This is a genomic window from Shewanella sp. 6_MG-2023 (genome assembly GCF_030547195.1).
In the GTDB taxonomy this organism is placed as follows: domain Bacteria; phylum Pseudomonadota; class Gammaproteobacteria; order Enterobacterales; family Shewanellaceae; genus Shewanella.
On sequence record NZ_JAUOQU010000025.1, the window covers coordinates 58,470 to 81,420 of the forward strand.

Here is a 22,951-nt window from a genome sequence, read left to right on the forward strand (position 1 = left end):
ACTAAAAATGCAGCTATAAAGCTGCATTTTTTGTGGATGCTTAATTAACTTTCAGCGATATTTAAAATGGAAAACGCTGGCTTAATAAAGGATAGTTTTTACGGAGATCTTTTTTCTTGGTACTGAACTTTTTACCTTGAGGAGTATGCTGACCAGAGGGTACAAAAGGCAGCTCTTCACCGCAGCGGTCTTCATAGATTTTTCCGGCAATCAAATCATAATCTTCAATAAAGGGATAAGCATAGTCATCTTTTGTTGGCCATAACTCAAGCTCGCCCAAACAGTCGGGGTTAGCAATAATCTTGTTATACCAGGTCTCACCTAAGGATAAAATAAACCCTCGAAACTCCACAAAGCCATAATCTGAATCACAGCCAGTAACAATGTAAGCTGCGCCCCAAATATCCCAGCGGTAACTGCGGCGCATTTGTTGGCCAAATATCTTATCAAAAGCCGCTAAGTCAGCATCATCGAGCGCCGACAATTTTTCCACTAATTGATCATGGCACGCTTGCTCTGATTGCTCAGGATGGCTACGGGTCACCAAAGACCAAAATTCCGCCTCAGTCATTACTTATCCTAATTTCTTAAAAAACGTTTTCACAAACTATCTCTACTCACGCTATTCTACACCACATGACCACTCACATAGTTCCAATAATGATAATAATACTATGAATAAACCACCGTTAAGATTAACCCTATTAATTGCATTGTACGTGTTACTGTCTATTGTGGCCCTTTGGCGCTCTTATAGCATTCAAAGTATAGATTTATTCAGTATCGGCGTTATCCCTGTGTTGGTTGGCTTATTAATGCGAACACACTGGGCCAGCATTGCCTTAAAGGTATATTTAGCCATTCAAACCTTAGCGATATTAGCACTGTCTACCACTGCTATTATCGCCTATCAAATCACTCCTGAAGATGTAAAAGTGGTGTTCAATGGCTTTAATATCCCTATTCCTGCCATTGCTGCGGTACTATTTTCACTGCTGGTGTTTCAATACTGGGTGGCATTTTGTAAAGAAACAACGATTTATTTGAAGCCCAAAAGTTAACAAAGGCGCCCTGCTGACTATATTCATCCCTTAGCATAAGTTAACATGCGCCCATAAAACTCAGATCGAATAATAAGAAGCTATATAATGAGCCATTTATCGCCCAGTGAATTATCCATTTTGCTAGTTGAACCATCTGATGTTCAGAGAAAAATAATTATTTCACGCCTGCAACAAGAAGGCGTACATAGCATACAAACCGCCGCTAATCTTGCTCAAGCTAAAGAGATTATTGTTCGACACACGCCAGATCTTATTGTCAGCGCTTTACACTTTACTGACGGTGAAGCGACTGAACTACTCAGTTTTATTAAACAAAACTCTGACTATCAAGATATTCAATTTATGTTGGTATCCAGTGAATGTCGCCGTGAGCAACTGGAAATATTTAGGCAATCTGGAGCCGTCGCGATTTTACCTAAGCCTTTCGATGCCGATCATTTGGCCACAGCACTGAATTCCACTATTGATTTAATCAGTAATGACGAACTGGACCTAAGCCATTTTGATGTTCAGGATATTCGCACTTTAGTGGTTGATGATAGCCGCATGGCGCGAAACATTATCAAACGAACTATTACTAATTTAGGTATTCGGATGATAAGCGAGGCAACTGATGGCGCTGAAGCTATCGAATTAATGCAACAGCAAATGTTTGATTTAGTAATCACCGATTACAATATGCCAAGTGTTGATGGACTGGCATTGACCCAATATATACGCCACCAAAGCCAGCAGTCTCATGTGCCGATTTTGATGGTGTCATCAGAAGCTAACGATACCCACCTAAGCAACGTATCAAGCGCAGGTGTTAATGCGCTATGTGATAAACCCTTTGAACCTAAGTTAGTGAAGCAACTCCTGTATCAACTGTTAGAAGATTGATAGCTAACAAATTTTTGTAGGCCAAAGTTCAAAATGAGCAGCAACAAATCAATAAACTTGATAAAAACGGCAGAAGCAGTTAATTCACTCAGCCGAGTTTAAGCTAACTAGATCACTAAAAAGTTACTTATTAGCAATATAGCAGCACATTTATCAGATAAAATGCTTTCAAAGCCTTATGGCTTATGGCATGTTAATCTAGTTCTAAATAAATACATCTATGGAAAGCAGAGAATACAACATGAACAAAAGTGAATTAATTGCAAAAATTGCAGAAAATGCTGAGTTAACAAAAGCTGAAGCGGGTCGTGCACTAAAGTCTTTTGAAGAAGCGGTAACTGAAGCCATGAAAAACGGCGACAAGATTTCTATCGTAGGTTTTGGTTCTTTCGAAACATCAGTTCGTGCTGCACGTACAGGTCGTAACCCACAAACCGGCCAAGAGATCCAAATTGCTGAAGCAACAGTACCTAAGTTTAAAGCAGGTAAAACGCTAAAAAATAGTGTTAACTAAAAACCGCTAAAACGATAAAACCTCCTTTTTTGGAGGTTTTTTTATGTCTTTTTTTTGCATAAATAAGTAAAAACAACACTTAAACTGCACAATTAAAGTGCAACTACGCATCATTGAGTGGCAACATAAATGCAACATAAATGTGCAGTAATTTTTAAGCTATTGATTAATTTAACTTTATAAACATGGCACATCATTAGCAACACGTACCTCAGATAAAACAACATTTAGCGTCGACCCGACTTTATGCAAGATGCTAATTGAATAATAAAACTTTGAGGGAATGAAAATGAAAAAATCTCTGTATCAAGCTATTGCGCTATCAACAGGTTTACTTTTAAGCACTACAGCTTTAGCTGAAGTCACGGGTAATATTGGCGCGACGTCAGACTATATTTGGCGTGGTGTGTCACAAACTAGTGGTGCTGCGGTTCAGGGGGGCATTGATTATGGCCATGAGTCAGGTTTCTATGTCGGTGGTTGGGCATCAAATGTAGATTTTGGTGACGGCACCTCTTATGAGCTTGATGTGTATGCCGGTTTCGGTGGTGACATTACAGAAGACTTAAGCTACGACATTAACTACCTTTATTACGCTTACCCAGATTCACCGGGCAGTGTTGATTTTGGTGAAGTAACAGTTGGTCTCGCGTGGAAATGGTTAGATGTCGCATACTCTTACACAGTCAATGGCGGTGATGATATTGCTGAAAGCCCATTAGATTCAAAAGATATGATGTATGCTCAAGCTAACCTGACTTTCCCATTAACTGAAAAAGTGTCACTGGGTTTCCATTATGGTTACTCAAACGGTGATGTAATCACCAGCTGGTACGGCACTGATAGCTATTCTGAGTACAACGTATCACTAAGCACTGATACTGATTTCGGTACTATCTCGTTCATGGCAACAGATACTGATTTAGAAGATGATGATGCTAAAATTGTTCTTGGTTACTCATATAGCTTCGATCTATAACCATCAAAAGTATTAAATGATGTTAGCTATTTAATCTAAATTATTAAAAAATCAAAAAACGTCACCTTAGGGTGGCGTTTTTTATTGCTCTGAGCCTCAAAATCCTCACCACAGAAGTGCGCATTTTTTTTATTAGCTGCTACATTCAAATTATGAGGTTATTTTTCTGCTGCCTAGCAAATTATTGCTCAGCAATAAAGTAGCAATATTGTGCTCACGGTTTCAAGCCGTTCAGGCTGTGATTACCGTTTATGTAAAGCCATTAATTATGCTTTACGAGTACCACCCATGTGAGGATAAAGTGATGGCTAATATTACTGAGACTATCCCAAATGATACTGAAATCGAGGCAATGGTTTCACCAAAAAATCAACGCTCCGCTGAAATTATTGAACGTAAAAGGCAGGTTAAACGCCGCTTAGATGATTATCTAGAACAAGCTGAATTGCGAAAAAGCTTAGGGGAAGATGACTTCTTTTAACCCAGTTCCTTGTCCGGGCTCATCAGGCCAATAGTTTTTATAAGCTTAAAGCTTCACTTTAAGATTAAGACTTTAATAAGTATGCAAGACCATTGCACTCTAAATAAATTGAACAGGCTGGGTAAATCTTTTTGCCGCAGTCTGTGATAATGAGTGCATTACCACCCCTTTGTTGGGTTTGCACTTTTAATTCTTTTTTCAGCATGCTGATACTGGTGAAACCAACCTCTATTACTTCAGGTTTGTTAGCGCAATAAGTCGTCACCACCTCACCTAGCGGTTCATTGTCATGGTTATACAATTCACTAGGCTGATAGATTTCAACCGTTGAGGCAATCGCTTGATTAGTAATATATTTATCAGCATTGGTTCTTATAGAGATACCATTACAGCCACCGACGAGCCATAAGCAAAAAACTCAATGGAAATATTTGGTTTGAAAGTTTCATCGATAATATTCCTTCTCAGTAAAGGCATACACTCCCCGTGTATGCCTTCATCATTCATCAACAGCGTTATTAGCTCTCTAATGCCTTAGCTTTTTGCTTGGCAAAATACTCTCGGGTTAAACCAAAGACCACAGGACTTAATAGGACTAGCGCAATTAAGTTAGGAATGGCCATCATTGCATTAAGCGTGTCAGCCAACAGCCAAATAAACTCTAATGAACTCACGGCGCCTATGGGTACCACAAGGGTCCATATTAAACGAAATGGTTTTACCGCTTTATCGCCAAGCAAGTATTGAACACACTTCTCACTATAAAAACTCCACCCTAGAATAGTCGTGAAGGCAAACACAGCAAGTGCTACCGCCACAATATAATTACCCATGGGCAGTGCATGTGAAAATGCATATGAAGTTAGTGCTGCGCCGTTCTCACCTGATGTCCAAGCACCGGAAACAATAATCGCTAAACCAGTAATAGAGCACACAATGATGGTATCAATGAATGTACCTAGCATGGCCACTAAGCCTTGCTTTACCGGATCATTGGTTTGCGCTGCAGCGTGAGCAATGGGCGCACTACCTAAGCCCGCTTCATTGGAGAACACACCACGGGCGACACCAAAACGAATCGCAGCCCAAACAGCTGCGCCAGCAAAACCGCCTTGAGCAGCAACTGGGTTAAACGCACTGTGAATAATTAATTCAAATGCTGCAGGAATTTGGTCTGCATATACCACTAAAACAGCTAAACCCGCGGCAATATAAAACAGGGTCATTAACGGCACGAGTTTACCAGCAACTTCTGCAATACGTTTAATACCGCCCATGAGTACTGCACCGACGAGTACCATTAAGACTAAACCAGTAACCCAGCTCGGCACGCCAAAGTTAGCACTCATGGCATCTGCCACTGAGTTAGTTTGCACGGTATTACCGATCCCAAAACCGGCAATAGAGCCCAGTATCGCAAACGCTGTCCCTAACCAGGCCCATTTGCTGCCTAAGCCATTTTTAATGTAATACATCGGTCCACCGACGTGATTGCCATTACTGTCTTTTTCACGATACTTAACTGCCAATACCGCTTCGGCAAATTTGGTCGCCATACCCACTAATGCGGTGCACCACATCCAAAATAATGCCCCTGGCCCACCAATAAAAATAGCGGTAGCCACACCAGCAATATTACCTGTTCCTATGGTGGCTGAGAGCGATGTCATTAGCGCATTAAAAGGACTAATTTCACCTTTATCAGTGCTATCACTGTCGGTTGCTCGACCCGACCACAGCAGTTTAAAACCAGTGCCTAATTTTAGGATTGGCATTAATTTTAATCCGATAGATAAAAATAATCCCACTCCTAAAATCATCACCAACATGGGTACGCCCCAAACGATGCTGTTTACTGCATTAATAAATGCCGTTAATCCTTCCATTGAAAACCTCATAATGAGTTAAATATTTATAGTTATTATTAATCGTTATCACTAAACGTTATTTTTACGGTTACTGCGTTCACACTACTAATACATCAGTGCGTGAATTTCAGATTACCTTCATTGGCACTAAATTGGAAACATCGGTACGATTCAAACCGAACAAATCAGCAAATAACAGTTTTTTATCAGCCAATTAAATTAATTTAATTATAAAAAAAGCGCTAACTAAATTAGCGCTTAAATCTTATTGAACCATTACAACCTAGCCTAAACACCCTGAATAAGCAGTCATTAAGGCCTTCACTGGGACAGTTTTTGATAGCAGCTTTGACAGACGCAGGCTTTGCCCTTTAACTCTGTGCGCAGCTTGTCACTGATCACAGCTTTAGCTGAAGCGCTTAAACACCAGCAGTCTTCAATCGGTTTACCCGCACTAACCGCGCATTGATTAACCTGCTGGCAAACGGGGCACGCTAATGGCTCAAAAATCGCGTCTTGTGCCTCAGATACTAATGGTTCATTTGCTTGGTTTGGTGAATATATTTCTACATCTTTCATCTGGTTCACTTTGTTTCGTTAACTGGTTTAATTTCCATAAAATGCTTTATGAGATAAGGCTATGCCTTAACGATTGTAGCTTAAAAGCATAAGCTTGAAACTGGTTAAAGTCCTACTTATTAACAGGAAAATTTGGATAAGCTTCGGCGCCTAAAACATTACCAAGCTGCTGCTTGCCATAAAAGCCATCATGTTGATGATAACTTTTTTGGGTTTGTGGCAGGTCTCCTTTAAAACGCGGATCTTGCGGCCTTTCATGGGCATTAACAAAAGCTGCCACATCCCAAGCCTGCTGCACTGTTAGCTGAATACTTTTACCCAGCGGCATATTCTCATAGATAAAATTAGCTGCAGTGTTCACTCTATGCATCCCTGCGCCCCAGTTGTAGCTTTGCGGCCCCCATAATGGCGGTAAAGCGCTCACATTAGCCATTTTAATGCCTTGACCATCAACGCCATGACAAGCCTGACAATGGGTTTGATAAACTATTTCGCCTCGCTCAGTTGAATAAGCTTGTTCTGGCGCTTCTAACTTGGGAAAACCTCGGCCAGCAAGTGAAGTTAAGGCTTTTTGATCCCATTTAGCTTTCACTGCAGCTGGAATTGGGAACTCTTCTCTATTGCCACCTTTTACCAGTTCTACATCACTCAACTCTGCTACTTTGCTATCGAGATTAAATTGATTCAGTAAACCGCTCATGGCTAGCCAATAAGAATAAGCTGAGATAGCCACAAGTTCCTTACTGCCTGATGCGGGGGCTGTACCATTCATTGAATAAGTAAAGCAACCTTGAATCCGTTCCTGGTAGCTATTCACTTTGTCATTTTTCTTTCGATAAGCGGGATAAGCCATATAGGCAGCCCATAGCGGTGAAGCATTGGCTTTATTACCTGCGTTCATATGACAATTAACGCAATTAAGCTCATTGCCGACATATTTATCTCTTAATTGCTGAGTATTAACAAATATCTGATAGCCCAAACGTACTTTGTCGCCAAACTCACCCTCTGGAATAGCTGATAAATCGCTAGGTTGCAGATACTGCGCTGCGGGATCTTTTGCTATAGCGGGGATCTGAGCTTGCCTATCGGGTAATTCTGCAGCGCTAACTGAACTGATAAACACACCTGCGACTAAATAATTAAACAGTTTCATGGTATGTCCTTATTTTTGTGCCAAAGGCTGTTGAGCAGCAGCATTTTGAACCAGAGGTTTTAAAGCTGAAAAGTACGCTGACAATGCGTCAATTTCATCAGCAGTCAGCTTAGCGGCAATATTAGCCATCATATTATCGACATCACCTTTTCTAGTACCATTTTGCCAAGCCAATAGTTGGTTTTTTAAATAGCTAGGTTCTTGGCCTGCAAGTCGAGGGAAGTTGGCTGCGCCAATGCCTGAAGGTCCATGACAGCTAGTACAGGCAGGTATATCGCGGCCCCAATCTCCCTGATAAGCCAATTTTTCCGCCGTATCAGTTATCACAACCTTGTCACCGCGGTATTGCAATGGGATCTCAGCTACTGTTTTAGCGGCAAAGAAATCAGCAACGACTTGGATAGCATCACCTTGTACTGTCGCAGCCATCGCCGACATTGTGGGACTTTGTCGATTACCCATTTGAAAATTAACCAGCTGCGAGGCGATATACTCACTGGATAAACCCGCCAACCTAGGCCCTATAACACCTAAACCCTCACCATTAACACCATGGCAAGTTAAACAAACTTGCGCCTGTGTGGGTACGGTTTGCAATAACTCTTTGGGAGATTGAGCAGGAATATCGGCAATAGCCAAGTTACGACTTGCCCCTATTGCTATTATCGTGATGACTTGTAAAAGGAATTTCATATACCGCCCTCTCCTTGGATGATGTTTAGCTACTGGAATAATAAATGTAGTCCATCAGATCCACTTTATGTGACTTAATTGAATACTCTCCACCAAAGAAAAAGTAACCCAAATACGCTTACCAAAGAACAGACAGCGAACATTTGCAGGCTAAAGACTGATAATGAAAAGGTCGTTGTCGATTAATCATCAGCAAATCGACTGGGAGTGAAGTTAACTCTGAGCTTATGCTTTTAGCGCTATTTTATGACAATAAAAAAGGCCTATTCCGTTAGGGAATAGGCCTTTAAAGTTAATCTTTCAACCAAGTTAATCGTCGTTTAACTCGCGCTTAAGGATCACTCCTGCAGTAAATCCTTACAGATTTGTACTAAGTCAGACTGCACAGCTGCTGCGGTAACTTCTCGGCCAGCACCTGGGCCGCGAATAATTAACGGATTGCCCTGATAAAAAGTGCTGCGGATGACAAACACATTATCTCCAGGGGTTAAACTGGCATAGGGATGGTTCGAGTCGACCCATTGAATGCCTACTTCAGCATGCATTTTGCCATCGACTTTATCTAAAGATGCCACATACCTTAAGACTTTATTTTGCTCAAAGGCTGCACTATATTGCTGCAACATAAACTCATCTAACTCGCCAATGCGCGCTAAAAAGTCATCTAACGACAAGTCGGCTAATTCAGCTGGCACTAATGAATTTAATTCAATGGCATCAAGCTCAATCTCAAAGCCAATTTCACGGGCCAGAATAAGTAACTTTCGCTGCATATCTCGGCCAGATAAATCATCTCGAGGATCTGGCTCTGTAATGCCTAATCCGCGGGCTTCAACCACGAGTTCAGAAAAAGATTTTTGCCCATCGTAATGCTCAAACAGCCAACATAAAGTACCTGAAAAAATACCGCCAACAGCTTCGATATTGTCGCCACTATTGCGTAAATCGTTTAGGGCATGCTGTACTGGTAAGCCAGCGCCGCAACTGGCATTGTAACGCCAAAATAAACGCCGGTTACTTAGCTGCTGCTTAAGCTCACGGTAAAAAGGTAACGGCCCTGAGCCTGCAAGTTTATTGGCGCTCACCATATGAATCCCTCGAGCGAAAAACTCTGGGTATTGTAAGGTTAAGCTGGCGCTAGCACTGATATCCAAGGCCACCAGCTCATCGCAGTCGAGCAGCTCAAGCTGCTCAAATAAACTAGGGTAGTCCCATGTTGTTGCTGTGGTATCAAAGTCATCTTGCCAGTTATTGGCATCTATTCCTTGCTGGCAAATGAGCGCCTCTTTTGAACTCACTAAACCCACAAGTTGCACATTGGCTTCTAGTTCACGGTTAAGCATGGTGGATGAGCGCTGAAATAAATCAATCCAGGCTTCACCAATATTACCGACCCCAAGCAATAATACCCCAATACGCAATCGCGGGCCTGCGCAGCGTCGGTGTACTTTTTGGGTGAGTAAATTAACCTGAGATTTAGGCACTAAGGTCACTAAACTCAAACCATCTTGATACAGGGGTTTGGCATCGCGACTTAATAATCGGGCAAAGCTGCGGCGGTAGTGCTCTGCATCAGCACTAACCAAAGCGACTAAACCTAAATCAGTATGAGCATGGATATCACTAATTAATAGCTCATGACTATGTAGCTCCAGTAACGCTTGTACCTGCTTTTGGTTTTCAGCAGTGAATGCCAGTTCAACTTTATGATGGGCAGAGCACCAATATGCTAGCGGCGCAATACCGGCTTGCTCAAGTAATTTGAGTGTGGTTTGAATTAGCGCTTGCTGCTTAAAGCGAAACAGCACCACTTCATTTAAACTGGTAACCACTGGAGCGCTGGCTGACGAACTTTGGGGCGCAATAAGGGTAAAGTCAGTATGTGATGCGTAACTTGAGCGCACCGCGAGACTAACATTAGTATCAAATAAGGGCTGTAAAGTTCGGCTGTGCAGTACTGGCGAGCCGAGTTTAGCTAAACGATCGGCTTCAGCAAGTGACATGCTTTCAAGTAATTTGGCATCATTAATTTTATTCGGATCAGCGTTAAATACCCCTTCAACATCGGTCCAAATAGTCACTCGTTCAATGTCCGCTAAGCTGGCAATTAAGGTGGCGCTGTAATCTGAGCCATTGCGGCCAAGTAATAATGTATCCCCTTTACTGTTGGCGCAGATAAAGCCGGTGATAACTAACCGTGTATTTGGATTAGCATCCAGCAGCTTTTGGACTTTTTCGCGGGACTCATCAAGACGAATATTCGGCACAGGCCCTTCATCAGCCACCAGCAGTGAGCAGGCATCAATATTCGCGGCAGCAACGCCAGACTCTCTTAATAAGGCTGCCATTAATCGTGCTGACCAACGCTCACCAAAGCTTAATACATGATTGAGCTGAAATTCATTGCGCTCTTCAAGGGACAATAAACTGACTAATTGCGATTTATCGGTTGATAGGCGCTCACGTAAATCGCGCGCTTGTTCGTTTGAGAGAAGTTGCTCAATCAGGTTTTGCTGATAGCTCACCAGTACTTGTAGCTCTTCTTGCCACAAGTCACCGTTTTCTCTTAAGGAGAGTAATTTATATAAAAAGTTAGTACTTTTACCCGCAGCTGAAACAACGACTAAATCATCACTGTTGCCATGAGTCAGTAAAATATGGGCAACGCGGCGATAGCAATCTGCATCAGCAAGACTTGAACCACCAAATTTATGTAAATGACTGCGGGCCATTTTTCACTCCTTAAACAACATATACCAGCCTGACTACATGAATATAGCCAAGGGAGATTAACTTAAAGCGCAGCGACAGCAGCTAAGCCTACTTCAATATCGGCAACCAAGTCTTCAGCATCTTCAATCCCGACAGATAGTCGCAGTAAAGTATCTTTAATGCCAGCTTCATACCGTGCTGCAGGCGCCATTGCTCTATGGGTCATGGTTGCAGGTACGGCAACTAAGCTTTCCACTCCGCCTAAGCTTTCAGCAACACTGAAAATAGACAGTGCATTTAAAAAGGCGACCACTTCTGCTTCACCACCTTTAAGTTCGAAACTTAACATAGCGCCGAAGCCTTGTTGTTGCTTAGCTGCAATATCGTGACCTGGGTGGTCTTTTAAGCCTGGATAATACACTTTTTCGACAAGATTGCTGGCCTGAAGTACGTCAATAACTTGCTCAGCATTTTTTTGATGCTCGCGAATACGTACAGCTAAAGTACGAATGCCACGTAAGGTTAGGTAACTATCAAAAGCCGAGCCTGTTAGCCCTAAGGTGTTTGACCACCAGTGTAGTAACTCACCCAGTTCAGGGTCTTTTGCCACCACAGCGCCACCTACAACGTCACTATGACCATTGATATATTTGGTGGTGGAATGCATGACGATATCAGCGCCTAGCTCTAATGGCTGTTGCAAAATTGGCGATAAAAAGGTGTTATCAACCACAACTAAGGCATCGACTTTATGGCTTTGCTCAGCAATAGCTTTGATATCAACAACACGTAATAATGGGTTTGACGGCGTTTCTAACCACACCATTTTAGGTTTCTGAGCAATCGCATCACTGAGTGCTTGCTCATCTGTTTGATCAATCACCAGTAATTTAAATTGGCCTTTGTTGGCAAGATTTGTGAACAAACGGTAACTACCGCCATAACAATCGTGAGGCACAACCAGTAAATCATCGGGGCCTAATAAACTAGTGACCAAGGTAATCGCAGCCATACCGGTACAAGTAACCACCCCAGTAGCGCCATGTTCAAGTTTGGCAATGGCTTCACCTAACACGCAGCGCGTCGGGTTTCCTGAACGACTATAATCAAACTCTCTAGGGTTTTTATGGCCATCAAAAGAATAGTTTGTTGATAGATAAATCGGCGGGACTACAGCGCCGTATTGGGTATCTGACTCGATACCTTGGCGTACTGCTAGCGTAGCTGCGCGATGTTTGCTCATTGTAAACTCCTAAAGAATACACACTAAAGAGATGTCTAGATGGCTAAATGTACCTAAGCTAAGTCACATCGTCAATACAAATCAGCCGTTTAGACGTCTAAACATAAAGAAATCTATTTCCATTCGTTATAGAATAACCGCAATAATTTGACTGTTATTATTTAGCGGTTAAAATCTGCCACGAATCTATCGTATAAAGGTGAGTTAATGACTGAATGGAATGGCGACTATATCAGCCCATATGCCGAACATGGCAAAAAAAATGAACAAGTTAAAAAAATCACGGTATCCATACCTTTAAAAGTTTTAAAAGTATTGACTGATGAACGTACCCGCCGCCAGGTTAATAACTTACGTCATGCAACCAATAGTGAACTACTGTGTGAAGCATTTTTGCATGCCTACACTGGACAACCACTGCCAAATGACGGTGACTTATCAAAAGAAGGGCCTGATAGCATCCCATCTGAAGCAAAAGCTTTGATGGATGCCATGGGAATTGAGTGGGAAGATCTTGATTAAGTCAAGCTAGCGACTAGCGCTGAAGTACTTGCGCTAAAGTACTTGCGCTAAAGCATAAGCCTGCTCAATTAATCAAACACTGCTCGTCATTTAACGCATCGAGCTCTCAAGCTGAGAGTGAGTTGCAGTATTGCGCCTAAAGAGTCGACAATGGAATTTATCGATCCGCAGACCTTGATGCTTGCATCGGTTATCATTTTTCTAGGCGCATTAACCCAAGGCCTTATCGGTTTTGGGCTTGCGGTTGTTGCCAGTCCACTTCTCTATATCATCGACCCACAATTAGTCCCAGCCCCTGTGATTATGATGGGTTTTTCCATCGCCTTATTGACCTTATTGCGTGAACGTACTCAACTGGAGTTTAATGGGCTGCAATATGCGCTGCTGGGGCGAATACCTGGTGGCTTTATGGGCGCAGGTTTATTACTGTTTGCCCCCCAAGCAGTACTGGGGTTAGCCATTGCCTTTATTGTCGGCGCAGCGGTGTTGCTGAGTATTTTTAAGATCACAGCGCCAGTAAATCGGCTTTCGCTATTTATTGCAGGTGTCTTGTCGGGGGTATTTGGAAATATTGCCGCCATTGGTGGGCCACCATTAGCGATTTTATTAGCCGGTAAAGATGCGCCGCAGTTTAGAGCCGCGCTATCGATCTTTTTTGTTTTCAGCTCAATGATCGCACTGATTATTTTAATGCTTGCAGGCTTAGTGGAAGAAAAGCATCTGTGGTTGTCATTGATGCTATTGCCATCTGTCATACTCGGAAATATTGCCGCAGGAAAGCTAACCAATAAGGTTGATAAAAATAAGACTCGCATCGCCACTATGGTGTTATGTAGCTTAAGTGCATTATTGCTAACCCTTAAGTCGTTAATTGAATTATCAGCAGGCTAGTCGATCATCTTTTTGTGGCAGATATAAATGCAACAATGATGACAGCTAAAAATGATAACGCTTAAAAGTGATAAGAAGTTTGCAGCACAGCGCCAATGGCATCATCACCATAGCTGCCGCTCATATCCAGCTTAAAGGCTTGGCCGATGGCAAAGCCGGTGCCGAAAGAGTAAATATCTACGCTATTATCTTTTAAGTCATGGCGGTAGCCCATGCGTAAAAACAGCCAGTCAGTGGCTTTAACTTCACCGCCCACTCGCCAATACTGCACCGCATCAAACTCGCTAAAACGGCTTTGCTCCACCAGATCAATATCCGTGGTTAAGGTGACTCTGGACCAATCATAAGCAGCTCCCACTGTGACTAACGGCTCAATTTGGTATTCAAATGTCCGTCCTTGAGCTTCAACTGTGGTTATTTTTTTACTGAATAAATTACGAGCAGACAGCCCTAAGGTTAAGCTTTCTGTTGGCTCAATAGCCACCCCAAGATCAAGGTTAAATAAGCTGTCATCATTTCGATATTTATCATCATCAAAATCATCGACATCAAAGTTATTGGCACTGGCACTGTAATGATAGGTATCAATGCGTTGAAACTTAGGTGAAATCCCAACTTTTACAGGCATGTTAACTATAGATAGTGGAAAGCTTAACGCCACCCCAAAATCTGTGACTCCGGCGGCTAATACAATGCCTTGAGAGTCTAAGTCAGTGAGATCTGCAGGAGGGTTGGCGGGATCGAGATTAGTCAGCATATCAATATCACCTTGAGCAATATCAGCAACGCCCATAGCGTCAAGATGACTTTTGTAAAATAGCGCCATTGGCACGGTTTGAGTTGGCAATACTAATGCTGCGCCAATTGCGGCTGATACCGAGGCGTTAGTGCCGTTGAGGGCATTTAAATTAATAACTAAATCATCACGAAAACCAGCAATATCATCAGTATCATTGCCGTTTATGGCCGTTTCTAAGTCATCAAAACTGTCTTGTAGTGAGTCAAACTTATCAAGCATATTGTCGCTATCATCCACTTCAGCAGCCACAACCGGTAACAGTAAGGAGAACTCATTGGTTTTTGGGGCGTAAATAGCCAGTAAAGCGGGATTAATAAAACTTGCGCCGATACGGCTAGATGAGGCTACACCTGTACCGCCCATGCTATCACTGCGAGCTTCAAAATAAAGCTGACCCGCTTGCGTATTTATCGCAAACAGCAGTAAAAACAATAGCAGCGCTAAGGATCTCATCATTCACCATTTTCATTTTTAATTATCTAATAAAGATAGTCGAAAAAATTAAAAATAGGCTTCAATCCCGTTAGACTTTTACGGCATAGATGAATTTAATCAGCCGTTTTTTAAATGTTATTTTATGAATCAGGTAGATAGCGCTTAAAATTTTCCATGGTGAATTGAATAAATTTTTTCAGCCTTTCTGGTTGGAATTTATCTTTATGGTAAAGCATATAAAAAGGCGTGTCGGGAATATGCCAATCATTAAACACATTCACTAATTGACCCGCTGCAATTTCATTAGCGCAATATAAATAAGGTAATCGCACAATGCCATTTCCTGCTAAGGCGCTGGCTTTCATAGCGCGGCCATTTTTACACTTAAAACCGCCCTTAATGGCAACGTCTACAGCTTGAGCATCTTGCCTATGGCCAAAGCGCCAATGGCTGATCGAGCCAGTAATACACAGGTGATTATTAAGCTCGCTTGGATGCTGCGGTTGACCATATTTCGCTAAGTATTCAGGGGCGACTAAAGTGCGGTTTTCGATATCCATCAGCTTTCTGGCCACCAAGCTTGAATCTGCCAGTTCGCCCATGCGAAATACAATATCAAAATGGCCCTCGATTAAATCAACCCGCTGGCTACTAAAATCAAGATCGATGGTAATTTCAGGATACTGTTTAATAAAATCATTCACCAAGGCCACTAAAATATCTTCACCAATCACCCCGCCAACGCAATTAATGTGGATATTGCCCTGCAGTTTTTCAGCGCTATCTAATGTCATTGCAACAATTTGATCGATCTGAACCAACGCTTGCTGGCATTGAGTCAGTAACATTTCACCTTGCTCAGTCAAACGCTGCGTTCTGGTGGTTCTAATAATTAGGCTAACACCAAGAAACTTTTCTAAACTTAATAATTGCTTTGATAAATGTGAGCGTGAGCAGCCCAAAACCTGTGCAGCTTGAGTAAAGTTACCTTGCTCAGCAATCACCACAAAGGCTCTGATATCAATCAAATTTATGTCTAAGTTCATAATAATGTCTATTTTAGTGTGTGGTCATCAACAAGCGATTAGGAGCCATGTATAAACAATGATGTTCTTTGTGGATTATATATCAACAATGAGCCATTACCTATAATGGACACAACTTAACGAACGAGGTAAAAATCATGAAATCACTTGTTGTCATTACTGGCGCATCATCAGGTATTGGCGCCGCTATGGCGAATGCATTTAGCGCTAAAGGTCACCCACTACTTTTACTTGCTCGTCGCGTTGAACCAATGCAAGCACTTAACCTGCCCAACAGCTTATCTGTTAGCGTTGATGTTACTGATGCTGCAGCGATGAAAACAGCGATTGCGACTGCTGAAGCAAAGTTTGGCCCTGTTGGCTGTTTAGTCAATAACGCTGGCGTAATGCTACTTGGTCAAGCAGATGTACAAGATCCTGCCCAGTGGAGCCAAATGCTCAACATCAATGTGATGGGCGTGCTTAATGGTATTCACGCTGTGCTTGCTGATATGAAAGCCCGTAAAACAGGCACTATTATCAACGTAAGCTCTATAGCGGGTCGTAAAACATTCCCTAACCATGCAGCATATTGTGCCAGTAAGTTTGCTGTGCATGCGCTAACTGAAAATATCCGCGAAGAAGTGGCGATGGATGATGTGCGAATGGTGACTATCGCTCCAGGCGCTGTTGAAACGGCCCTGCTTAGCCACACAACCGATGAAGATATTAAAGCCGGCTACCAAGAATGGAAAGAGTTCATGGGCGGCGTTATCGAGCCTACAGCAGTTGCTGATGCGGCTGTATTTGCCTTTGAAATGCCGCAAAATGTTTGTGTACGAGAAATTGTCTTAGCGCCAACTCGCCAACAACCTTAAGAATATATCAAGTCTAGATAGGTCTACATTTCAGCTAAAAACCATGAGTTATTACTCATGGTTTTTTATTATCTTTGCATTAATTTTAATAAGCGGCCTCCCTTTACATACTCCACGCGTACCTCATGCAAACTCATTCTCTTATCCCTCGTAATAATGCCGCCATTTCGAGCAAACTCGCTGCATCTGATTAAAAATCAGTTTAACCCCAAGATGTTATATTGATTGCTTAATATTTAAATTAAGTTAGATTAAGGTAAGGAAAACTGACTAAAACAAGCTACGCTTAAATCATTGGTTTATTGATTGCTTAGTCGTTACGCATTGCGATAAAAAGGACATTTTTTGTATGCAGGAAAACTTCAGTTTATTTTCCAGGAATAAAGCCTTTCCCGAGCTATTATTGTCATCGACATTTATCAATTTATTGTCGCTTGCGCTGCCATTCACCATGCTACAAATCTACGATCGTATTCTGCCAAATCAAGGTTATGGTACTGCCACTATTCTTGTTTCTGGTGTGGCGATTGCGATTTTACTGGAATTATTACTCAGATATGGCCGCAGTTGGCTACTTGCAGCATCAGCAGCCAATTTTGAATTAGAAACCACAACCAAGGTGGTTAACAAGCTCATGCAAGCGGACTATCACCATGTTGAATCCATGGGAACAGGTAAAGTTACTAATGGTTTAGCCAGTATTGCGAGTATGCGAGAGCTCTATTCAGGGCAAGCAATTGTGGCACTCATGGATTTTCCATTTGTGCTCATTTTTCTTGCATTGGTTGCCTATATTGGTGGCCCGCTGGTATTCATTCCGATAGTCGTCTGGGTACTTGTTGGCGCTCTGGTTTATGTCATTGGCAAAAAACTCGCCATAGCCACTGAGGATCTCGCTCTTTCAGATGCTGAACGAACCCGAATGTTGATACTGGTGTTATCAGGGCTAACCACAGCCAAGGCCCTATCTTTAGAAGACCGATTAGCCAGTATTTATAATAAAATAAACCACCAGCGACTAGCACAACAGCAACAAGTCGATTGGTTATCAGCTAAGTTACAAGAAGTCATCCAAGCAGCATCGCAAGGAACAACACTAATATTAGTGATGCTAGGTTGTTTAGAAGTCCTTAACGGTTCGCTTACAACGGGTGGACTGGCTGCATGTTCAATATTAGCGGGTCGCGCCATCGCACCATTAAGTGCAATTATTAGCCTTCGTTCTCGACTTGTGAGTGCCAAAACGGCGATGTCACACGTAGATGATTTGACCGCCATTCCAGCCGAAGCGTTTAGTGCTGAAAAAATCTATCAACAAAAAATCCCTAACGGCCCTATTAGGTTTCAAAAAGTCGATAGCAGTAATTTAGGCACTGTCATTCAACAGTTGAATTTAGAGATCCTCCCTAAAACCTTAGTTACCCTGCAATCAAATCCCCTGAGTCATGCTAGCCACTTACTCAGTATCATTGCTGGATTTCAAAAGATAAGTACAGGTGAAGTCGCCATTGATGGGGTTTTACTTCATGCACACGATAGTAAAGAGTTTCGACAGTCCGTTAACTATGTTGCCCCTTGGCCAACCTTATTTGCAGGTAGTTTACTTGAGAATATGACCATGTTCCGAGCAGAGTATGAACCACAAGCAATGGCAATTGCTGACAGTTTAGGCTTAACGGCTAAAATTGCCGAATTGCCCAATGGTTATCAAACTTCAGTCGGTGAAAATGACAACCAAATGCTAAATAAAGGGGCAATTAAACTCATTGCAATAGTCAGAGCGATAGTCCAAAAACCGTCGATATTGCTATTGGATGAGCCGATGATTTCACTTGATGCCGATGCCCAAAATAAACTACTCACTTTATTGGCCCAACTGAAACAACAAATGACCATTGTAGCGGCATCCCACTACCCTGAAATCGGTAAAATTAGTGATGAAGTTGTCACAATTGAGGGACATGCTCAGCCTAAAGAAACTAATAAATCGCCGCACGTGGATAATAGTGATTCACAGGAGGTGATCCTATGAAGACTTTAGAACTAAAACCATTACTAGTTGAGCTGTTACAACAATTAGGTCTTTACACTCAAGCCAGTAACGTGGCTAGTGGCACTGAAAACGATCTCAATACTCTCGCGGTGTCCCGCTTATTAAAAAAACACCAAATTGGTTTCTCTGTTATTAAACCGTCAGATAATACCCTGCATTTAACCATCTACCCTTTCTTAGTTGTCCCAGCGAAAGACAATGCCTTTATAGCAAGAAGACAGGGACATCAGTTCGAAAAACTAGAGAATAATCATTGGCAAACGGTCGATATGACTCAGCTAACAGATGATGCATACTTATTTGTTATTGATGCCTTACCTCGTAGTAAAAAGAGTGTTCAAGCATTCGCCGCTCACATGAGTAAGAGAACTAAATGGTATCGTCCCGTTTTCTGGCTGAGTTTACTGTCCAGTATTACAGGGTTAGCTGTACCTCTGTTTACCATGGCTGTATATGACCGAGTCATTGGTGGTCAAACACCCTCCATACTCCCCAGCATAGCCTTAGGTGGAGCGCTTGCGATTGGTATATTAATATCGACCCGTTTAGCGCGTGCACAAATTCTTGCAACCACCAGTAATCGATTTGCTAGAGACCTTTCCCAGATAACCTTTTATCGACTATTACACATGCCGTTAATGGTACTGTCACGCGTCGGCATTTCAAATCATATCGCTAGAATGCGTAATGCAGAGAAGGTCAGAATGCTCTTATCTGGCCCTGGTGGTGGAGGCTTAGTCGACCTGCCTTTCACTATTATTGCGCTGCTGGCGATTATGTTTTTAAGTGGATGGTTAGTGTTAGTGCCGATTGGCATGTTGATCTTGTATTACTTGGTGATGAAAGTTGTCAGCCGCTATGTTCAAGCTGCTTCACCCACCATTAGTGGCGAGTATCAAAATGCCTTAAGTGAGCTGGCTAAAAACCTATTGCAACTCAAGGCGGCTGGCGACACCGAAGGCTGGCAAACAAAATTTATTCGTCAATGCCGTGAAAACAGTCGTCAGAATTTTCTTTATGCTAAACGAAATGGCCTAAATGCAGCCATTGCTCATTCACTGAGTTTATTCACCGCACTCATCACAGTGTTTACGGGAATATTTTTAGTGCTAAACCAAACGATTTCCCCCGGTGCATTAATTGCCTGTGTGATGATGATTTGGCGGATTACAGGCCCTGCACAACTGGCATTTTCATCTCAACAGAAATTCACCATGATGGATGTTGCCGTAAAACAGTTTGATCGGTTCATGCAGGCAACAACGGAACAATCAGAATTACGTTTAGACACCCCTGATAATACTCAAGCACCAGCAATTTCATTTCAGCATTTAACCCTGAGATATAAAGCTGAAGGTGAGCCGGCACTATCAGGTGTGAATGTAGACATAGAACCCGGTGAATTAGTTGCCGTTATAGGGCCCAATGCCTGTGGTAAATCAACCTTGCTACTGAGCGCCTTAGGCGTGTTGGAAGCACAAGCCGGATTTGTCACCGTGAATGGGAAAAATTTAAAACAATATGACACTGAAATATTTAGGCATTGGGTGGCTTATAGCCCATCACAACCTGATATTTTCCCAGGGACTTTAGCTGAAAATATTCGGATAGCGAAACCAGGTGCAACCGATGATGAAATTAAAACCGCGATAATTGCCGCTGGTGGGGCCAGCTTTTTTAATAGCATCAATAATGACTTATCGATTGATTTACTCGGTGAGAATAACGCTATGCTTTCCGCTATTGAAGGGAGTTACATCAACCTTGCCCGCGCACTGATAAAACAATCGCCATTATTATTGCTTGATGAACCATTACCCCACCGAAATCCAGAATCAAAACAGCAGTTGATAAAGACCTTATTAAACCTTAAAGGTAAATCCACCGTACTGTTTACTAGTCACGATCAAGATTTAATTAAACACGCTGACAAAGTCATTATTCTTGATAAAGGCGCTGTGGTTTATGCGGGTCCAATTCCCGATCAAGCACCTCAAACGCCAGATGCCACTAACGCCGCCATGCAGGAGTCTCCAACCAATGGATAATCGTCAACTAGCTAATCGAGTCTGGCCAGAACATGAATTTGCAGAAGCAATAGAAGCCCCTGCTGAACGTAAATTAATTCGAAATATCATCTTATTGATCACCGGCTCAATTTTAATCATGTTGGTTTGGTCTGTTTTTACCAGCGTAGAAGAAATTTCAAAATCCAAAGGCCAAGTGGTGCCGTTAGGCCATAGGCAGGTTATACAAAGCCGTGCTGGTGGCACTATTGCTTCTGTGGTAGTTGAAGAAGGTGACGTTGTTAAGCAAGGTGATATTTTGGCAAGTTTTGTCTCAATTGATAGTTTGTCAGCCGAGGAAGAACTATCCAGTAAACGTGCTAACTTAATGATGCGAATTGAACGTTACGAAGCCTTCATTGATGCTCGCGATGCCAATTTTGATGAGTTCGCCTATGAGTACCCGCAACTGGTTAAGCTGCATCAGTCTTCGCTTAATCGCATGATCGATGAACGAGTGGCAATTGAGCAGCTATCAGAATCTGAAATAGCCAAATCTCAAGCGGAATTGGATGGTTTGAAAACTGAAATACCTCCCCTTAGCGATCAAATCCAAACCGCAGAACAAACGTTAAAAATGATGTTGTCAGTAACAGAAGAGCAAGCCGTTTCAAAGTTACGCATTTTAGAATCACAGCAAAAGCTTGATTCTTACATGCGAGAGCTAAAGGCGATGGAAAGCAAACAACAAGTTCTCACCAAGAACCTGCTAAATCTGCAGCAACAACTCAAACAAAGACAGGCTTCATTATTAAAAGAAGTCGGTGAAAAACGTACTGACACCCAAGCTGAATTATTAGGTGTCACAGCAAGGCTTAAATCATCCAGCTCACTGGTATCTCAAAACACCGTAACCGCGCCTGTTGACGGCATCATTCAATCAATCCCAACATCTTCAACTGGCAGCGTCATTCAACCAGGTGGGACTGTGGCTGTAATTGTTCCCATGACCAAAACGGGTATGATGGAAATTAAGCTGTCACCAAGAGATATCGGCTTTGTCCATGTTGGTCAATCAGCAAGAATCAAAATCGATGCGTTTGATTACAGCCGTTATGGCGCGTTAGATGGAATCGTAAAACGTATTTCACCAAGCACAGATAAAGATGAAAAAGGCGGTGTATTTTATAAAGTGCAGCTTGCCATTGATAAGCCCTACTTTTTGGATAATCCCGATAGTTTTGCATTAATTCCTGGAATGACTGGCGAAGCAGATATTGTGACAGGTGAAAAAAGTGTCTTCCAGTACTTATGGAAACCAGTGTTCACCAACATTAACGAAGCATTTGGCGAAAGATAAATGGTAGGAGCATCCCATGATCACGGATAATAAAGATAATAAAAATAAGCCAAATGAAAAAAATAAACTCAAAAAGGATCTGCCCGAAAATAAAATCCAGCAAGCAATAAAGAAAATTGATAATGATGCTAAAAAGTTGCGGGCAAAAGAATCTCGAGATACGGGGAACATAACCCCAAATAGACAAAATGATCTGGTAGCTGACAAGTCTTGGCAGACGAATATAGCGAATGCATCTGAGGATGATAAAGCAACTGAAGCAGATTTTACTCATGCAGCTACTAATCCAGAAGCTAATCCAGAAGCTAATCCAGAAGCTAATCCAGAAGCTACTCAGCAAGACGTTTTAAAAACATCCACAACGCCACAACAGTTAACAAGCTCAACACTTAAAAATGCCAGTCAAATCGCTGATAGCAACCCGATAGAACCGAGTCAGCAGCAGCCATTAAATAAGCTTATTGTAGAAACAGGTTCAACTCAAACAACAGGACTAGCAGCGGGTGCACATTTTCATAATGGTAATGTCACAACCCAAGACATAAGCCAATTTAGAACATCTCAAATTTCGTTACCTGAACAAAACTTTCAGACTGCTTTTACCATTAATTCATCATCTCATTCAGTATCAAATGTAATCACACCACAAACTGCAACACATGAAGTGATTGAGACACTAAAAGGTACCCCAACACCTGACATTACCCCTCCCTCTACTGGCACTGGCACTGGCACTGGCACTGGCACTGGCACACCCACAGCCACAGCCCCAGCCCGAGGGCCGGGGACGGGAAGAGCGACAGAAAGAGGG

The 22,951-nt window shown here is 42.3% G+C and carries 21 protein-coding genes; 12 read left to right on the plus strand and 9 right to left on the minus strand.

Features of this window, described 5'->3' with window-relative positions; translation table 11 throughout:
• Window positions 1-61 precede the first annotated feature (61 nt).
• Window positions 62-571, minus strand: a complete 510-nt coding sequence (locus tag Q4533_RS14670; protein WP_102436630.1) for a DUF4240 domain-containing protein — start codon at window positions 569-571, stop codon at window positions 62-64.
• A gap of 103 nt (window positions 572-674) precedes the next feature.
• On the opposite strand from Q4533_RS14670, the gene Q4533_RS14675 reads away from it, so the two are divergent.
• The 5 genes from Q4533_RS14675 to Q4533_RS14695 all read left to right on the plus strand — a co-directional run bounded on the left by Q4533_RS14675 (window position 675) and on the right by Q4533_RS14695 (window position 3,920).
• The gene (locus Q4533_RS14675; RefSeq protein ID WP_303503065.1) at window positions 675-1,061 is read left to right on the plus strand and encodes a hypothetical protein; all 387 of its coding nucleotides are present in this window, start codon (window positions 675-677) and stop codon (window positions 1,059-1,061) included.
• Window positions 1,062-1,148: 87 nt separating this feature from the next.
• Complete coding sequence (locus Q4533_RS14680; protein WP_102436626.1) at window positions 1,149-1,946, plus strand: response regulator; 798 nt, start codon at window positions 1,149-1,151, stop codon at window positions 1,944-1,946.
• A 241-nt stretch (window positions 1,947-2,187) separates the two neighbouring features.
• A complete protein-coding gene (locus Q4533_RS14685) occupies window positions 2,188-2,460 on the plus strand; it encodes an HU family DNA-binding protein (RefSeq protein WP_102436624.1) in 273 nt (90 codons plus the stop codon).
• 289 nt (window positions 2,461-2,749) lie between these two features.
• Window positions 2,750-3,439 (plus strand): TorF family putative porin, encoded by a 690-nt coding sequence (locus tag Q4533_RS14690; RefSeq protein WP_102436622.1) that lies wholly within the window; start codon window positions 2,750-2,752, stop codon window positions 3,437-3,439.
• A 304-nt stretch (window positions 3,440-3,743) separates the two neighbouring features.
• Window positions 3,744-3,920: a PA3496 family putative envelope integrity protein gene (locus Q4533_RS14695; protein ID WP_198589379.1), complete on the plus strand. Its 177-nt coding sequence runs from the start codon at window positions 3,744-3,746 to the stop codon at window positions 3,918-3,920.
• Between the two features lie 518 nt (window positions 3,921-4,438).
• Here the strand turns inward: Q4533_RS14695 and Q4533_RS14700 are convergent.
• From Q4533_RS14700 to metB, 6 genes are all read right to left on the minus strand, one after another.
• Window positions 4,439-5,806 (minus strand): sodium:alanine symporter family protein, encoded by a 1,368-nt coding sequence (locus tag Q4533_RS14700; RefSeq protein WP_102436618.1) that lies wholly within the window; start codon window positions 5,804-5,806, stop codon window positions 4,439-4,441.
• Between the two features lie 303 nt (window positions 5,807-6,109).
• Complete coding sequence (locus tag Q4533_RS14705) at window positions 6,110-6,367, minus strand: cysteine-rich CWC family protein (RefSeq protein ID WP_102531227.1); 258 nt, start codon at window positions 6,365-6,367, stop codon at window positions 6,110-6,112.
• 112 nt (window positions 6,368-6,479) lie between these two features.
• Window positions 6,480-7,523 carry a c-type cytochrome gene (locus Q4533_RS14710; protein WP_102436614.1) on the minus strand — a complete coding sequence of 348 codons (1,044 nt, stop codon included), beginning with the start codon at window positions 7,521-7,523 and terminating at the stop codon, window positions 6,480-6,482.
• Between the two features lie 9 nt (window positions 7,524-7,532).
• Complete coding sequence (locus Q4533_RS14715; RefSeq protein WP_102436612.1) at window positions 7,533-8,216, minus strand: c-type cytochrome; 684 nt, start codon at window positions 8,214-8,216, stop codon at window positions 7,533-7,535.
• Between the two features lie 338 nt (window positions 8,217-8,554).
• Complete coding sequence (locus Q4533_RS14720; RefSeq protein ID WP_102436610.1) at window positions 8,555-10,948, minus strand: bifunctional aspartate kinase/homoserine dehydrogenase II; 2,394 nt, start codon at window positions 10,946-10,948, stop codon at window positions 8,555-8,557.
• A gap of 62 nt (window positions 10,949-11,010) precedes the next feature.
• Window positions 11,011-12,171, minus strand: a complete 1,161-nt coding sequence (gene metB, locus Q4533_RS14725) for a cystathionine gamma-synthase (protein WP_303503067.1) — start codon at window positions 12,169-12,171, stop codon at window positions 11,011-11,013.
• A 207-nt stretch (window positions 12,172-12,378) separates the two neighbouring features.
• Here metB and metJ point away from each other — a divergent pair, with 207 nt between their 5' ends.
• Window positions 12,379-12,693, plus strand: a complete 315-nt coding sequence (gene metJ, locus Q4533_RS14730; RefSeq protein ID WP_076538901.1) for a met regulon transcriptional regulator MetJ — start codon at window positions 12,379-12,381, stop codon at window positions 12,691-12,693.
• Window positions 12,694-12,843: 150 nt separating this feature from the next.
• Window positions 12,844-13,584 carry a sulfite exporter TauE/SafE family protein gene (locus Q4533_RS14735; RefSeq protein ID WP_102475366.1) on the plus strand — a complete coding sequence of 247 codons (741 nt, stop codon included), beginning with the start codon at window positions 12,844-12,846 and terminating at the stop codon, window positions 13,582-13,584.
• A 61-nt stretch (window positions 13,585-13,645) separates the two neighbouring features.
• Here Q4533_RS14735 and Q4533_RS14740 read toward each other — a convergent pair whose 3' ends face one another.
• Both Q4533_RS14740 and Q4533_RS14745 read right to left on the minus strand, forming a co-directional pair.
• Window positions 13,646-14,836: a conjugal transfer protein TraF gene (locus tag Q4533_RS14740; protein WP_102436604.1), complete on the minus strand. Its 1,191-nt coding sequence runs from the start codon at window positions 14,834-14,836 to the stop codon at window positions 13,646-13,648.
• A gap of 122 nt (window positions 14,837-14,958) precedes the next feature.
• Window positions 14,959-15,864 carry a LysR family transcriptional regulator gene (locus Q4533_RS14745; RefSeq protein WP_303503069.1) on the minus strand — a complete coding sequence of 302 codons (906 nt, stop codon included), beginning with the start codon at window positions 15,862-15,864 and terminating at the stop codon, window positions 14,959-14,961.
• 137 nt (window positions 15,865-16,001) lie between these two features.
• On the opposite strand from Q4533_RS14745, the gene Q4533_RS14750 reads away from it, so the two are divergent.
• From Q4533_RS14750 to Q4533_RS14770, 5 genes are all read left to right on the plus strand, one after another.
• Complete coding sequence (locus Q4533_RS14750) at window positions 16,002-16,721, plus strand: SDR family oxidoreductase (RefSeq protein WP_102475367.1); 720 nt, start codon at window positions 16,002-16,004, stop codon at window positions 16,719-16,721.
• Between the two features lie 349 nt (window positions 16,722-17,070).
• Window positions 17,071-18,753, plus strand: a complete 1,683-nt coding sequence (locus Q4533_RS14755) for an ABC transporter transmembrane domain-containing protein (RefSeq protein ID WP_102531230.1) — start codon at window positions 17,071-17,073, stop codon at window positions 18,751-18,753.
• Window positions 18,750-20,822: a peptidase domain-containing ABC transporter gene (locus Q4533_RS14760; protein ID WP_303503072.1), complete on the plus strand. Its 2,073-nt coding sequence runs from the start codon at window positions 18,750-18,752 to the stop codon at window positions 20,820-20,822. The genes Q4533_RS14755 and Q4533_RS14760 overlap by 4 nt, the downstream gene beginning before the upstream one ends.
• Entirely contained in the window at window positions 20,815-22,140 is a 1,326-nt protein-coding gene (locus tag Q4533_RS14765; protein ID WP_102475370.1) for an HlyD family type I secretion periplasmic adaptor subunit, read from the plus strand. The genes Q4533_RS14760 and Q4533_RS14765 overlap by 8 nt, the downstream gene beginning before the upstream one ends.
• A gap of 16 nt (window positions 22,141-22,156) precedes the next feature.
• Window positions 22,157-22,951 (plus strand): hypothetical protein (locus tag Q4533_RS14770; RefSeq protein ID WP_303503075.1); only part of this gene is annotated, 795 nt, incomplete at its 3' end.